The 14,239-nt window shown below is 62.4% G+C and carries 12 protein-coding genes; 7 read left to right on the top strand and 5 right to left on the bottom strand.

The annotated features are described in order from the left end of the window. The first annotated feature begins 13 nt into the window (after positions 1–13). Positions 14–448 carry an OsmC family peroxiredoxin gene (locus MUN81_RS06790; protein WP_245116212.1) on the top strand — a complete coding sequence of 145 codons (435 nt, stop codon included), beginning with the start codon at positions 14–16 and terminating at the stop codon, positions 446–448. 173 nt (positions 449–621) lie between these two features. Continuing rightward, positions 622–1,116, top strand: a complete 495-nt coding sequence (locus MUN81_RS06785; RefSeq protein ID WP_245116210.1) for a hypothetical protein — start codon at positions 622–624, stop codon at positions 1,114–1,116. Between the two features lie 86 nt (positions 1,117–1,202). Here MUN81_RS06785 and dnaA read toward each other — a convergent pair whose 3' ends face one another. The 5 genes from dnaA to MUN81_RS06760 all read right to left on the bottom strand — a co-directional run bounded on the left by dnaA (position 1,203) and on the right by MUN81_RS06760 (position 7,520). Continuing rightward, complete coding sequence (dnaA, locus tag MUN81_RS06780; RefSeq protein WP_245116208.1) at positions 1,203–2,765, bottom strand: chromosomal replication initiator protein DnaA; 1,563 nt, start codon at positions 2,763–2,765, stop codon at positions 1,203–1,205. Positions 2,766–2,917: 152 nt separating this feature from the next. Beyond that, positions 2,918–3,856 carry a metallophosphatase gene (locus MUN81_RS06775; RefSeq protein ID WP_245116206.1) on the bottom strand — a complete coding sequence of 313 codons (939 nt, stop codon included), beginning with the start codon at positions 3,854–3,856 and terminating at the stop codon, positions 2,918–2,920. A 107-nt stretch (positions 3,857–3,963) separates the two neighbouring features. After that, positions 3,964–4,728: a 5'-nucleotidase C-terminal domain-containing protein gene (locus tag MUN81_RS06770; protein ID WP_245116204.1), complete on the bottom strand. Its 765-nt coding sequence runs from the start codon at positions 4,726–4,728 to the stop codon at positions 3,964–3,966. A gap of 170 nt (positions 4,729–4,898) precedes the next feature. Continuing rightward, complete coding sequence (locus MUN81_RS06765) at positions 4,899–6,173, bottom strand: outer membrane beta-barrel protein (RefSeq protein WP_245116202.1); 1,275 nt, start codon at positions 6,171–6,173, stop codon at positions 4,899–4,901. 99 nt (positions 6,174–6,272) lie between these two features. Beyond that, positions 6,273–7,520: an outer membrane beta-barrel protein gene (locus MUN81_RS06760; RefSeq protein WP_245116200.1), complete on the bottom strand. Its 1,248-nt coding sequence runs from the start codon at positions 7,518–7,520 to the stop codon at positions 6,273–6,275. A gap of 191 nt (positions 7,521–7,711) precedes the next feature. Between MUN81_RS06760 and MUN81_RS06755 the strand changes: the two genes are divergently transcribed. From MUN81_RS06755 to MUN81_RS06735, 5 genes are all read left to right on the top strand, one after another. Then, positions 7,712–9,493 carry a methylmalonyl-CoA mutase family protein gene (locus tag MUN81_RS06755; RefSeq protein WP_245116198.1) on the top strand — a complete coding sequence of 594 codons (1,782 nt, stop codon included), beginning with the start codon at positions 7,712–7,714 and terminating at the stop codon, positions 9,491–9,493. Between the two features lie 150 nt (positions 9,494–9,643). Beyond that, positions 9,644–11,803, top strand: a complete 2,160-nt coding sequence (gene scpA, locus MUN81_RS06750; RefSeq protein WP_245116196.1) for a methylmalonyl-CoA mutase — start codon at positions 9,644–9,646, stop codon at positions 11,801–11,803. A 46-nt stretch (positions 11,804–11,849) separates the two neighbouring features. Continuing rightward, a complete protein-coding gene (locus MUN81_RS06745) occupies positions 11,850–12,761 on the top strand; it encodes a zeta toxin family protein (protein ID WP_245116194.1) in 912 nt (303 codons plus the stop codon). A gap of 54 nt (positions 12,762–12,815) precedes the next feature. Further along, entirely contained in the window at positions 12,816–13,202 is a 387-nt protein-coding gene (locus MUN81_RS06740; protein WP_245116192.1) for a hypothetical protein, read from the top strand. A 304-nt stretch (positions 13,203–13,506) separates the two neighbouring features. Then, positions 13,507–14,229 (top strand): hypothetical protein, encoded by a 723-nt coding sequence (locus MUN81_RS06735; RefSeq protein ID WP_245116190.1) that lies wholly within the window; start codon positions 13,507–13,509, stop codon positions 14,227–14,229. The last annotated feature ends 10 nt before the right edge of the window (positions 14,230–14,239 follow it).

Here is a 14,239-nt window from a genome sequence, read left to right as displayed (position 1 = left end):
ACCATTTCACATCATGGCAGACCATAAAGGCAGCGCCGCCTGGACCGGCGACATCAAAGGCCACGGCACCCTCAGCACCGAAAGCGGCCTCCTCAACGCTCCCTACTCCGTCGGCAGTCGCTTCGAAGGCAAGCCCGGCACCAACCCCGAAGAGCTCATCGGCGCGGCCCACGCCGGCTGCTACACCATGTACCTCACCAGCGTGCTCACCAAGCACGGCCACACGGTGAACACCATCAACACGAGCAGCACCGTCACGATGAACCCCAACAACGGCCACCCCGTCATCGAGCGCATCCACATTTCGGTGGAAGGCAACGTGACCGGCGGCAACATCACCGCCGACGACTTCCAGAAGCACGCCGAAGACGCCAAAGCCAACTGCCCCGTCTCGAAAGCCCTCAGCGCCGTGCCCGAGATGACGCTGGACGCCAAGTTCGTGGGCTAACGGTTTTCGGAACCTGAGACCTCAGAACGTCATGCTGAGCGCAGCCGAAGCATCTCGCGTGTGGTAGTAATCCAATTGTCAGGATTAGTTAAAGCACGCGAGATGCTTCGGCTGCGCTCAGCATGACGTTCCATTTTTACCCTTCAGTAAAATCTTCGTCCTAAATTTGCCCTATGCCCACTGGTACCACTCGCATCCGCCTCCGCCCCGCCAACACCTCCCGTGTCCCGTTCTGGGGCCAGCTCGCCATTGGTTTTTTCTGGGTGGTGTACGTGCTGTTTATGATGGTGGGCGACCCCAACGCGCACGACTACCACTTCCTGCACTGGGTATTCCTGATATTCAGCCTCGTGTACATCGGCTATGTGCTGGTGAACAACGCGCCCATTTTCGGCACCCAGAGCTACCTGGAGTTCACGCCTGGCTACCTCGTGCACAAAAACGGCCTGTTCCGCCCCAAGCAGGTATTTGCTGCCGAAAACATTGCCGCCCTGGAGCTCAAGCCCATGGCCCTGCGCGTGCGCCAGAAAGACGGCGAAATCTACGCCCTCAACCTGCGCGAGGTGAAAGGCAAGCGCCGCAAAATGAGCTTCCGTGAGCAGGTACGCGAGTTTGCGGCCAAGCACAACGTGCCTTTGCAGGAAACCGCGCCCACCAACGCGGCCTAAACTGCATCACCCAGCAACGAAACGGGGCTCCAGGTACGCATAGCGTCTGGAGCCCCGTTTGCTTTTAGCCGTTAGGTAAAGAAACTTTATTTCTTCGCGAACTTCTTCCGCAGCTCCTCCACCTGTTCGCGGAACTTCTTGTCCGAATCCACCAGGTCCGACACCGTCTGCACGGAGTGCATCACGGTGGTATGGTCGCGGCCACCGAAGTGGAAGCCAATGGTTTTCAGCGTGTGAGAAGTGTGGTGCTTGGCGAAATACATGGCCACCTGTCGGGCCGTCACCACTTCCTTTTTGCGGGTTTTGTCCTTCAACAGCTCTACCGAAATGTTGAAATACGCGGCCACCGTCTTCTGAATGAAGTCGAGGTTCACCTCCGCCTCCACCTCTTCGATGATGTGGCGCAGGGCCTGCTTCACCATCTCCAGGTCGATGTCGCGGCGGCTCAGGCTGCTCTGTGCCACCAGCGAGGCAATGACGCCCTCCAGTTCGCGCACGTTGGTGTGCACCGAGTTGGCTAGGTAGTCCACCACGTGGTCCGGCGGAATGTCGATGCCGTCCTGCTCCATCTTGTTGCGGATGATGGCGACGCGCGTCTCAAAGTCGGGGCTTTGCACGTCGGCCGTCAGGCCCCACTTGAAGCGGTTGAGCAACCGGTCTTCCAGGCCCAGCAAGTCCTTGGGTGGCCGGTCGGAGGTCATCACAATCTGTTTGCCCGACTGGTGCAAGTGGTTGAAGATGTGAAAGAACATTTCCTGCGTCTTGCCCTTGTTGGCCAGAAACTGCACGTCGTCCAGAATCAGGGCATCGACCTGCAGATAGAAGTTGGCGAAGTCCTGCACCTGCGCACGCTGCACGCTGTCGATGAACTGATTGGTGAACTTCTCAGCCGACACATACAGCACGAACCGCTCCGGCGCCGTGGCCTTGATGTGGTTGCCGATGGCCTGCACCAGGTGCGTTTTGCCCAGGCCCACGCCGCCGTACACCATCAGGGGGTTGAAGCTGGTGGTGCCGGGCTTGTTGGCCACTGCGAGGCCGGCCGAGCGCGCCAGGCGGTTGCAGTCGCCCTCAATGTAGTTGTCGAAGGTGTAGGAACCGTTGAGCTGCGAGGGCACAATGTTGCCGTCCATGGGCCGCACCGTGTCGAAGGGATTGCGCGGCGGTGCCAGGGTTTCGGCGCCGGCCAGGGTGTTGATGCCGAAGTTGCTGCGCTGGGCGGCGCGCACGGTGCCAGAATTCACGTAGCGGGCACTAGCGGCGCGGGCGCTGCCGGCCAAGGGGTTGTTCACGGGAGCCGCGGGCGGGCCCTGGGGCGTGTCGCGCGGGTCGGGGGCGGCCTGCTTGCGGGTGGGCGGCAGGTGCAGGGAGCGGGGCGGCGCCTGCTCGTTGCCCTGGTCCACCACCACGCTGTATTCGAGGCGGCCTTCGGGGCCCAGCTGTTGGTAGAGCGCGCGGCGCAGCTCGTCCACGTAGTGCTCCTCCAGCCAGTCGTAGAAATACGCGCTGGGCACCTCAATGGTCAGCACGTTGCCCTTGAGCTCGATGGGCCGGATGGGTTGGAACCAGGTCTTAAAACTCTGCTCCCCGATTTCCGCCGAGATGCTGCGCAGGCAGCCAGCCCAAACCGTGCGAAAATCTTTGAGCATGAGAGCAGTTAGACAATTTCCGGCCAGCCGCCGGCATCAAAAACAATGAAAAAAGCGGCACCGTAATGGCGCCCTAATTTTTTAGAGGGGGACAAAATTGTGGAAAACTCTGCACTTAAAAAAGCATTAAAGCACTTGTTTATGTCGTGCTTTTAACAGGCGGCGCGAACCGGCACCACGCTGGCACTTGCCAGGCCGGGCCGCTTGGTTTTCACCGAAAATTCGTAGTCCAGCCGGCCCAGATTGATGCCCGACCAACCCACTTGGTTGATGAGCGTGGCCTTGCCGTCGGGGCTGGCGATGGGCTCCGGCGCGTCCATGAACGTGTGGGTGTGGCCGCCCAGTATGAGGTCGATGCCCGAAACCTGGGCCGCGAGCTTGCGGTCGTCGAGCTTAGCGTTTTCGTACTTGTAGCCGAGGTGCGAGAGGCAGATGACGAGGTCGCACTTTTCGGGGCCGCGCAGCTGCGTCACCATTTCCTTGGCCTTGGCCACGGGGTCGAGGTACACGGTCTGGCCAAAGTTTTTATCAGCTACCAGCCCGGCCAGCTCAATGCCCAAGCCGAACACGCCGATGCGCACGCCCTGCTTCTCGAACACCTTGTAGGGCGCGAAACGGCCGGCCAGCGGCGTTTTGGAGAAGTCGTAGTTGGCGATGAGGAAGGGGAAGGTGGCGTTGGGCAGTTGACGCTGCAGACCGTCGAGGCCGTTGTCGAAGTCGTGGTTGCCGAGGGTGCTGGCGTCGTACTGCATCTGGCTCATGAGCTTGTACTCCAGCTCGCCGCCGAAGAAATTGAAGTACGGCGTGCCCTGAAAGATGTCGCCCGAGTCGAGGAGCAGCACGTTGGCTTCTTTGGACCGGATGTCTTTGATGAGCGCCGCACGCCGGGCCATGCCGCCCAGTCCGGCCCATTGCCCGCCGTTGTCAGGAAAGGGCTCGATGCGCGAGTGCATGTCGTTGGTGTGCAAGATGGTGAGCTTCACCGGCGCTTTGGCGGCAGTGGCGGCTTGCGTGGCATTCGCTACGCTGCTCAGCACGGAAAGGCCAGCGGTGCCAAGGAGGGAATTGCGGAGAAATTCGCGGCGCTTCATAAAAGCAGTTATCAGTTAGCAGTGAACAGTTCGCAGTTGATGTGGTGGTCTCTTCAGCCAGAGGCGAACTGCGAACTGTTCACTGCTAACTGATAACTGCTAACTGATTAATTGGCCTTTACCCGGCCTTCCACCCTTGCCGTAATGGGTTTGCCGGCTTTCGTTTGCTCGCGGATGTAGTCGGCAATGGCGGTGCGGAGCAGCACGTTGGTGTGGCGCGGCACGAGGGCTTTGAAGAACACCATGTTGTCGCCGCCGGTGGCCAGGTAGTCGGAAATGGCAATGGGCCAGGTGCGGTTGTCGTTCACGTCGAAGGGCTGGCCGCCGATGCGAATGTCCTTGGGCAGGCCGTCGAAGGTGACGGTATAGGTGGCGCCCGACACGGCCATCTTGATGTGGGCGGCGTAGTCGAAAAGCTGTTGCACCACCGGGCCGGGCGCATCAAGCACCACCAGCTCGTTCTCAAACGGCATCAATTCAAATACCGAACCCAGCGTGACGGGGCCGGCCGCAAAGCCGGCGCGCAGGCCGCCGTTGGTCATCACGCCCAGCGCGATGGACTGCTTGAGCTCCCGGCTGGCGCGCTCGCGCTGCAGGTCGGCCACGAAGTTGGACAGCGGGTTTTCGCCGGGGCCTTTGGTGAGCGGGGCCGGAGCGGTGCCCAGCACTTCGGTCATTTGGGCCGTCACCTTGTCGTGGTAGGGCGCAATGAGGGCCGCGGCGGCGGGGTCTTCGGCCTGGGTTTTGCCCACGGGCTGGCTCGTAACGGGCGCAAAACGGGCCGTGGGCGCGTAGGGCGCGCGCTGGCAACCGGCGGCCAGAACCAGGGCCAGGGCCGGCACTAGCGGAACAACTAAACGGCGAAGCAACATACAGCAGTAGCAAATAAAGGAAAGCAGCCCCCGGCCGGCGCTAAGGCCTGTGCGACCTGTTTGGCCAGGGGCGTGCCAGCCGAAACCACAAAGGTGCAACACCAAAGCGTCAATGCCGGCGCGTTTGCCCAAGCCCGGCGCCGGGGAATGGCCGGCTGGCGGCGTGCCAATCAAAAGAGCTGGAGGCTGACCACCCCCCCGTATTGAATAATGGGCGCGCTGATGGTGGGGCTGCTCACGAAGCCGCCGTTGCGCTCTGCGCGCAGCTCCAGGCCAATAGCGCGTTTTCCCACGCCAAGCGAAAGCCCCGCGCCGCCCAGCACCCCGAAGTCGGTTTTCGAAACAATGGCGGGGTTGACGGCCTCTTTGTTGGTGACCACGGGAACCCCGCCCGCCGTGTACTCGGACCGGAGTTGGGTGGCGTAGCTCAGCAAGTAGTTGCCGTTGACGCCCGCAAAAACGTAAGGACGAAGCGTATTGGTGCGGAAGTAGTAGCGCAGTTGCAGGGGCACCGCCAGGCGCTGGAACTGCAGCGAAGCCTGCTCGCGCAGGTCCACGCTCGAGAAGCCCCTTGCCACGTACGAATCGTTATAATCCAGCTTTTGGTAGAGTGCATCGACGCGCAGCTCCAAGTTGCGGTTCAGCTCCGGGAAGGTGGAGGAAAAGTAAACCCCGAACAGGGGCGAAACGCTGGTGAAAGTGCCATTCCGAAGGCTGATTTCTCCCTGAAACTTCATACTGGTCCGGGCAACTCCGCCCGCCACCCCGAAGGCGACGGTTGCCCCCTCCCGTTTGGGACCACCCGTGTCTTTGGACTTGAAAACGGCTTCCGGCTCGGAGCACGCATTGTACCGCCGCACCACGGCGGCCAGGCTGCTCGCCGTGTATTCCAGTTTGGGCAGCGACGGCTGAACGGCGAAGCAGTCGCGGAAGGCTTCCGATAACGTTTTCCGATAAACCGGAATCACTTCGGGGGCTTCATTTGCTGTGTAGATGCGGCGAACAACGCGGTTTTCGAGCTCCTGCACGGGGCCAGCCCCGGTCTGCGCCAGGTAGAGGTAGTAGTGCACCTCATCGAAGGCATCGCGCCGGGTGTAGAGGCTGGCGCGTCCGCTCACCAAAGGTTCTAAAAACAGCTGCCGCTGCGCGGGTCTTCCCAGCGAATCGGTAGTCGGAACCAGGCGGGTTTCGTACCGCTGGCCGTTGGCCAGGCCGTAGCCCCGCAACGCGGCCGGCTTGTAATCGACGGTGCCCGCTTCTGAATCGGGACGAAAACGGCACAGGGCCTCGCTCCGGTGGGCGCCGCGCACCTGCACTTGGCCCCGCAGGGTATCGCCGGCCGGCTTTACGATGTATCCGGGCTTGTAATTGCTTTGCGCATGGGCCACTCCCAGGCCCAGGCAGCAAAACGCTAAAATCGAGAGCGGCTTAAAAATTTTAAGCATAAAAGGGGCTTTGTGATGCGGAGAAATGAAGGGCTGACTTAAACCGGCAGCGGGGCGCGCACCGGCCAGCACTTGCGGCCCGCCGCCACGGCCGCCGGGCTAGAAATTATAGCCCAGCAGGAAAGTGATGGTTTTCGCCCCGTCGAGGGTGTTGGTAGCCCGCGAAGAGTTGTCGAGCTGGTTGTAGCGGGCCTCTGCTTGCACCGAGCCCGTGCCCACGGGCACCTGCAGGCCAATGCTGCCCGCAGGCCCAAACCCCAGCGGGCGCAACGCCACCTCGGTGGTGGTAGTAGTCACGGGTAAGGCAGTGCCCTGGGCCGGGGTGGTGACACTGTACCGGGCTTGGTGGGTATTGAGCAGGACCGCCGTTTCAATCCCCGCCTGCAAGTAGGGCTGAATCCGCCCCTGGAGCGGCGCGTAGCGCACCGCCAGCGGCACGCGCAGGGTTTGCAGGGTGATGTCAACGTGGTAGGTGTTGCTGCTGGACACGAAGCCGCTGCTGCGCTGGTAAGTGGTGTGGTATTGCTGTGACTGGTACAAGGCCTCCAGGCCAAAGCTCCATTTGGTATTGAAGGCACCGGGCATCAGCAGCAGGCCCACCCCGAAGACGGGCTTCAGCTCGGAGGCCATTTTTATTTCGTCGCGCCCGTCGTGGTAGTAGGTAATGTCGCCTTTCTGCATCCCCGCCCGTAGGCCGAAATGGAATTTCGTGGTGCGCGCCATAGTCTTAGCGGCCGCGCCGGCCGCGGGGTCGCAGGTGTTGTAGCGCTCGAAGATGGCCACCAGCGTGGCTTCTTTCAGCTCCGCGTGCGGCAGCATTGGCTGCACCGCGAAGCAGTCGGCAAAGGCCTGGCTCAGCACTCGCCGAAACGGGTAGCTGCTTTCCTGCACCACGCCGGTTTCGCCCCGCACGTTCTGAGTGTTTTGCACCAGCTCGACCACGGCGGGCTCACCTGTTTTTTGCAAGTAGTAGCGCGGCCGCGAGTCCTCGTCGGTGTAGCTGTAGAGCGCGGCCTTGCCCCGCGCCAACACCTGCAGAAAGAGGTACGCAGGGGCCGCCCCCGCAGCGGCCGGCAGCGGCCGGGCCTCGTACTGGTCGCCGCTGCTCAGGCCGTAGGCTTTCAGGTCGGTGGGGGCGTAGCGCACCGGCTGGCCGCCCCCGGCGGGGCGGAACTGGCAAAAGCTGGCCATGCGCTGGCCGCCGCGCACGTCGACCTCGCCGCGCAGGGTGTCGCCGGCAAGCGGCACCACGTAGCCGGGCCGAAAATTCTTCTGGGCTTGCGCCGTACTGCTCACCGCCAGCAGCGAAACGGCCAATAACAGGTGTTTAAGGTAAACTTTCTTCATCGAAGGAAATGGCAGACTGAATAAAAGCTTGGTTACAACAATCAAGGTCAAAGCTACGCCCGAATTTTCGTGACCCGAATTTCCCCGCTCGGCGCGGCAAAGCGCGGGCCGCGGTATCTTTCGGCCTGTTTTGCCAGTGGCCCGTAATGAGGGCACGGCTGCGCTACCAGCTGCCCAAGAGTTCCTGCTTTATGTCCGATACCCCGGCCGCTGTGCCCCTTTCCTTTGCCGAGTTTCCGGCCGTCACCACCGCCGAATGGCAGGCCCGCCTGGCCCGCGACCTCAAGGGCCAGGACCCGGCCACGCTGCGCTGGCCCCTGCCCGACGGTTTCAGCGTGGAGCCCTTTTACCACCGCGAGGCCCTGGCGGCCCTGGGCGGCGCCCCGGCGCCCCTGCCCCACCCGGTGGTGCCCTGGCTGAACGTGCCCACGCTCGTGGTGGCCGCCGGCGACGGCCGCGCCCAGATTGACCAAGCCTCCGCGGCCCTGGCACGCGGTGCCGACGGCGTGCACTTCATCCTTCCGCAGGCCGGCGAGTTTGCGGTGCATTACCTGGCCGAGATGCTGCCGCTGGCCACCACGTTTGTGGGCTACACCGTGATGGCCGCACCCGATGCCCTGCTCAGCCAGTTAGTGGAAGCCGCGCCCGGCACGGCCCTGCGCGGCTTTCTGCGCTTTGCCCCCGGCCCCGTGCCCGAGGGCGCCGAGCTGGCCGACTACCGCACCGCCCTGCGCCGCTGCGTGAGCCTGACCACGGCCATGCCCGACTTCCGGGCCCTGGCCGTGAACGGCGCTTTTTTCGGCAACCGCGGCGCCACCGCCACCCAGCAGGTTGCCTTCAGCCTGAACACCGCCGCGGCCCTGCTGGCCGAGCTGCCCACCGACGACATCAGCGCGGCGCAGGTGGCGGCGGCGCTGCACGTGCACATGGCCGTGGCGCCCAGCTACTTCCCCGAAATGGCCAAATTGCGGGCCCTGCGCCGGCTGTGGGCCACGCTGCTTCACAGCTTCGGGCTGCCGGCCAGCCTGAACACGAACCTGCGCGTGCACGCCCTCACCTCGTCGTGGGCCCAAACCACCCTGGACCCGCACACCAACCTGCTGCGCCACACCACCGAGGCCATGAGCGCGGTGCTGGGCGGGGCCGACTCGCTGAGCGTGGCGGCGTTCGACTGCGTGTTTGCCGAGGCCAACGAGTTTTCGGCCCGCCTGGCCCGCAACCTCTCGGTGCTGCTACGCGAAGAAGCCGGCCTGGGCCAGGTGCAGGACCCCGCGGCGGGCTCCTACTTCCTTGAAACCCTGACCGACCAGCTGGCCCAGGAAGCCTGGACGCTGTTTCAGCGCATAGAGGCCGCGGGCGGGCTGCCGGCGGCGCGGGGGCAGGTGCTGGACGAAATCAAGGCCGTGGCCACTGAGACGTTCCGGCGCATTGCCAGCGGCCAGCAGGTGATAGTGGGCACCAACCGCTTCCAGAACCCGCGGGAGCAGTTCAGCTTTCACCCCAAGAAGCTGCTGCGCTCGGCCGAGTTTGACGTGACGCGCGCCGCCTACCCCACCGAGGTGCTGCGTCTGGCCACAGCCCTGCACTTTGAGCGCCGCGAGAAAAAAAGCAAGCGCGCCGCCGTGGTGCTGCTGGGCACCAACACCAACCAGATTATCCTGGAGCAGTTCGTGAACATGCTGCAGCCCCACGAGCGGCCCGAAATTGCGGCCTCGCACCCGCCCGGCACGCTTTCGGTGCTGTATTCGTCGCCCGAGGAGGCCACGCTGATGTACGCCACGCCGGAGCAGTTCCAGAAATTTGCCCGCTTCATCTACCAGATTCCGACCGAGAAGCAGCACTTCATTCCGCCCGCCCTGCTCAGCTCCGACCTGGCCACCTTGCACGAGGCCGTGCGCGTGTTCGGCTTCAAGGAAATGAAGGTGCAGGGCTACACCACCGAGGAAGTGCTGGCGCGTTTGCAGGGCCGCTAACTATCAACTGGTAACACCAGAACGTCATGCTGAGCGCAGCCGAAGCATCTCTACTGTGCAACTAATTAATATCGTTGAATTACTACTGCAAGCGAGATGCTTCGGCTGCGCTCAGCATGACGTTCTCGACCGTTCTGAACATCCCGTCCTATGAAGCCCGACTTCTCTTCGATTTCCTATAACGCCGCCGCTGCCCCGGCCGCATCTGCCGCGTCCGAAACGGCGGCCAAGCTCACGCCCGAAGGCATCGCGGTGAAGCCCGTGTACACGGCGGCCGACGTGGCCCACCTCGACCACCTGGGCTTCGGCGCGGGGCAGGCGCCTTACCTGCGCGGGCCCTACGCCAGCATGTACGTGCAGAACCCGTGGACCATCAGGCAGTACGCCGGCTTTTCCACGGCCGAGGAATCGAACGCTTTTTACCGCCGCAACCTGGCCGGCGGGCAGAAAGGACTGAGCGTGGCCTTCGACCTGGCCACCCACCGCGGCTACGACTCCGACCACCCCCGGGTGCAGGGCGACGTGGGCAAGGCCGGCGTGGCCATCGACTCGGTGGAGGACATGAAAATTCTCTTCGACCAGATTCCGCTCGACCAGATGTCGGTGAGCATGACCATGAACGGGGCCGTGCTGCCCGTGCTGGCCTTCTACATTGTGGCGGCCGAAGAGCAGGGCGTGAGCCCGGAAAAGCTGTCGGGCACCATTCAGAACGACATTCTGAAGGAGTTCATGGTGCGCAACACCTACATCTACCCGCCCGCGCCGAGCATGCGCATCATCGCCGACATCTTCAGCTACACGGCGGCCAAGATGCCCAAGTTCAACTCCATCAGCATCTCGGGCTACCACATGCAGGAGGCCGGGGCCACCGCCGACCTGGAGCTGGCCTACACCCTGGCCGACGGCCTGGAATACGTGCGCGCCGGCCTGGCCGCGGGCATGAAGATTGACGAGTTTGCCCCGCGCCTGAGCTTCTTCTGGGCCATTGGCATGAACCACTTCATGGAGATTGCCAAGTTGCGCGCCGGCCGCCTGTTGTGGGCCAAGCTCATCCAGCAGTTCAACCCCACCAACCCCAAAAGCCTGGCCCTGCGCACGCACTGCCAGACCTCGGGCTACTCCCTCACCGAGCAGGACCCGTATAACAACGTGGCCCGCACCACCATCGAAGCGCTGGCCGCCGCCCTGGGCGGCACCCAAAGCCTGCACACCAACGCGCTGGACGAAGCCATCGCGCTGCCCACCGACTTCTCGGCCCGCATCGCCCGCAACACCCAGCTCTACCTGCAGCACGAAACCGACATCACCAAAGTAGTGGACCCCTGGGGCGGCTCGTACTACGTCGAAACCCTCACCCACGAGCTGGCCGACAAAGCCTGGGCGCTCATTCAGGAAGTGGAGGCGCTGGGCGGCATGGCCAAGGCCATCGAAACCGGCCTGCCCAAGCTGCGCATCGAAGAAGCCGCCGCCCGCAAACAGGCCCGCATCGACTCGGGCAAGGAAATCATCGTGGGCGTGAACAAGTACCAGACCACCGAAAAAACGGAGGTTGAAGTGCTCGACATCGACAACGACGCCGTGCGCACCAGCCAGATTGCCCGCCTCAAGCAAGTGCGCGCCGACCGCGACCCCGTGGCCGTGAAAGTGGCCTTGGCTGCCCTCACCGAAGCCGCCGGCGTGCGCCTCAACGACCTTGCCGCCGATGCCGACAAAGACGCCCACAACCTTCTGGCCCTGGCCGTGACGGCCGCCCGCGCCCGCGCCACGCTGGGCGAAATCTCCGACGCCCTCGAAGCCCAGTACGGCCGTCACCAGGCCACCACGCGCACCGTGGCCGGCGTGTACTCTCAGGAAATGCACCACAACGAAGCATTTGAACAAGCCCGCGCCGCCGCCGAGGAATTTGCGGCCCGCGAAGGCCGCCGCCCCCGCATGCTGGTGGCCAAAATGGGCCAGGACGGCCACGACCGCGGCGCCAAAATCATTGCCACCAGCTTCGCCGACGTGGGCTTCGACGTGGACCTGGCCCCCCTCTTCCAAACGCCCGCCGAAGTGGCCCGCCAGGCCGCCGACAACGACGTGCACGTGGTGGGCGTGAGCAGCCTCGCCGCCGGCCATAAAACCCTGCTGCCCCAGCTGCTGCAGGAGCTCCGGCAGCTCGGCCGCGAAGACATTCTGGTCATCGCCGGCGGGGTCATCCCCGCCCAGGACTACCAGTTCCTCTACGACGCGGGCGTGGCCGGCGTGTACGGCCCGGGTACGGTCATCGCCACCGCGGCGCTGGAGATTCTGGGGAAGCTGGGGGAGTGAGCAAACACTTTACATTTGGCTTGATAACCCCTAGCGCATTACGGATATGAGCCGGCTCTACCTTCGTCCACTAACGAATAGTCTATTCGCCCGACCCTTTGTAGAAGGAGTGTTAAACGTGCGGCGTGCGGCCGAGATTGCGGAGGCTACCAGCCAGATTATGCAGGCGGAAATCCATTTAGCAGCAATGGAGGAACGTCCTACTTTGAAATTCAAGGAGTATCGTTCGACTCAATACAGCGAAGACAAAGACCGTGAGGCGTTGCGGGAGCAAATCCTACTGGAGTTAATTCGGGAAACGCGGTTGGATGACGACGACGACATCAAGCCCGGTAGTGGGGGTGCCATGCCCCGGACCCCCGTTCAACGTGGCAAGCAAGCTTTCCTAATTATCGGCTTGCCAGCTTCCGGAAAATCTGGTATTGCTAGTCGCGTAGCCGATGCCAACGGGGCAGTGGTCATTGACAGCGACTATGCGAAACGCAAATTTCCTGAGTTTGCACAGGGAGCGTTTGCGGCTACCGTGTTGCACGAGGAATCCTCGATAATCGTGCTAAATGATGAAGACGAGGACGAAGAAAATCTGACGGGTTACTGCTTCAGCGAATCGTATAATATAGTTGTTCCCAAAATCGGCTACAATACAACATCTGTTCGGAAGCTTGCGCTTTATTTTAGAAAATATGAGTACGAAGTACATCTTATTCTGGTCAGCCTAGACCGCCAACAGGCCACTCTTCGCGCCTATCAGCGCTTTATTACCTCCAAGCGGTACGTGCCTCTCTCGCTCATTTTTGATGTGTATTCCAACAATCCAACCCTTGCTTACTTTCGCCTTAAGCAACAACACGCCGATGTATTCGCTAGCTTTAGTGAAATCTCGACCGAGGAGAGGCCCGCACGCTTGGTAGAGAGTTCGCTGGATAATCCGACCGAAATGCTCGGGCTACCTACCTGAACCGATTGAAGTGCTTTTCCCGTTTCTAATCTAACTTCTACAGCTATTGCCGCTATGCCTACCTCCAAAAAACCTGCATCCAGTACTAAATCGAGTGCGGCTAAGGCTAGCGCTAAACCCAAAGCAAGCACCAAAAAACCAGCGGCTTCTACGGCAGTAGCACGCCAAAAGCCTACGGCAGTAACCGTGGCAAAGCCAGTTGCGCCAATGTCTCCGGCGGCTAAAAAAGCCTCCCTGAACAAAACGACGGTTGGCGTGAGCGTAAGTCGGACGAGTAATCCCCGCACAAATACCGTAACCATTACGAAAATTACCCGCAACATCGTCCAGTTTCATATGACGGAGGACATCGAAATTCGGCGGGTTACAAAATCGGATAATGTATCTAAGGAAAAGCTAAAAGCGAAGTATGCTAGCTTAAAAGCCAAAGTAAAAAGTTAGCTTGGCTCGCAGTCGAGTTCTAGGCCCGCCCCACCCGGCGGGCCTTCTTTTTGCCCGATGGAGCTTCCCGCCCCTCCGATGCCGGTTCCCGACCTTACGACGGGGGTTCGCGGCATTCCGATGGCCGTTCCCGAGTGCCCGATGGAGCTTCCCGGAGCTCCGATGCGGGTTCCCGGCATTCCGATGGGTCTTACCGAGTGCCCGATGGGGACTCCCGTCGGCGGGAACGGCCGTCGGAACGGTGAGAACCAGCGTTGGAACCCCTATATTGGAGGCATCCTATTTACTTCTTCTTGTCGACCCCATGAAAAAGTCTACCCAAGTGCTGCGGCACTACTCCCAACCCGATGCGGCCATGCGCCAGAACATGCGCACCATGCACGGCCACTACCTCACCCATCAGGCCAAATTCCAGGCGTTCAACCCCGACTTCGACGCTGATTTTGGCACCGAGTGGCTGGCCGCCCTCGACCTGGCCGACACCACTCCCGACCACAGCGTGCGCACCGGCGAGCTGCAGGAAGACACCGCTGAGGTAGAAGACGTGATGGTGCAGGCTCGCCGCGCCGCCCAAACCCTGTTTTACTACGTGGGCCGCGCCTTCCCCGGCAATGCCGGCCGCATGGCCGCCTACGGCCGCAACACCTACGACGCCGCCCGCGACCACCACGAGAAAATGCGCACCCTGCTGGCCAGCGCCTTCGCCGCCGCCACCCGCGACCACGCCGCCCTGGCCGCCAAGGGCTACCCGGCCGCTCAGCTGGACGAGCTCAACACCCTGGCCCAGGAGCTCACCGCCACCAACACCGCCCAGGAAATGAAAAAGGGCACCAACACCGAGGACCGCGACCACTACGTGACCGTGCAGAACCACGCCTACGGCTACGGGCAGGAAGTGAACGCCGCCGCCCAGCAGCTGTTTGCCGACGACAAGGCCACCCAGAAGCTGTTCCGTCTCAGCGGCGACGGCAGCGGCGGCAGTCCCGACACCGCCGCGCCCAAGCCCCAGCCTCCCCACGCCGGCTAAGCGCGGCCTC

This window comes from Hymenobacter sp. 5317J-9 (genome assembly GCF_022921075.1).
Taxonomy (GTDB): domain Bacteria; phylum Bacteroidota; class Bacteroidia; order Cytophagales; family Hymenobacteraceae; genus Hymenobacter.
This window is presented reverse-complemented; position numbering and strand designations above follow the sequence as displayed.

What these genes read in the sequence shown, in the direction of transcription:
- scpA (WP_245116196.1), top strand. Translation starts at nt 9,644, where the DNA reads ATGAAGCCCGACTTCTCTTCGATTTCCTATAACGCCGCCGCTGCCCCG.
- MUN81_RS06785 (WP_245116210.1), top strand. Translation starts at nt 622, where the DNA reads ATGCCCACTGGTACCACTCGCATCCGCCTCCGCCCCGCCAACACCTCC.
- MUN81_RS06740 (WP_245116192.1), top strand. Translation starts at nt 12,816, where the DNA reads ATGCCTACCTCCAAAAAACCTGCATCCAGTACTAAATCGAGTGCGGCT.
- MUN81_RS06735 (WP_245116190.1), top strand. Translation starts at nt 13,507, where the DNA reads ATGAAAAAGTCTACCCAAGTGCTGCGGCACTACTCCCAACCCGATGCG.
- MUN81_RS06760 (WP_245116200.1), bottom strand. Translation starts at nt 7,520, where the DNA reads ATGAAGAAAGTTTACCTTAAACACCTGTTATTGGCCGTTTCGCTGCTG.
- dnaA (WP_245116208.1), bottom strand. Translation starts at nt 2,765, where the DNA reads ATGCTCAAAGATTTTCGCACGGTTTGGGCTGGCTGCCTGCGCAGCATC.
- MUN81_RS06775 (WP_245116206.1), bottom strand. Translation starts at nt 3,856, where the DNA reads ATGAAGCGCCGCGAATTTCTCCGCAATTCCCTCCTTGGCACCGCTGGC.
- MUN81_RS06765 (WP_245116202.1), bottom strand. Translation starts at nt 6,173, where the DNA reads ATGCTTAAAATTTTTAAGCCGCTCTCGATTTTAGCGTTTTGCTGCCTG.
- MUN81_RS06790 (WP_245116212.1), top strand. Translation starts at nt 14, where the DNA reads ATGGCAGACCATAAAGGCAGCGCCGCCTGGACCGGCGACATCAAAGGC.
- MUN81_RS06745 (WP_245116194.1), top strand. Translation starts at nt 11,850, where the DNA reads ATGAGCCGGCTCTACCTTCGTCCACTAACGAATAGTCTATTCGCCCGA.
- MUN81_RS06755 (WP_245116198.1), top strand. Translation starts at nt 7,712, where the DNA reads ATGTCCGATACCCCGGCCGCTGTGCCCCTTTCCTTTGCCGAGTTTCCG.
- MUN81_RS06770 (WP_245116204.1), bottom strand. Translation starts at nt 4,728, where the DNA reads ATGTTGCTTCGCCGTTTAGTTGTTCCGCTAGTGCCGGCCCTGGCCCTG.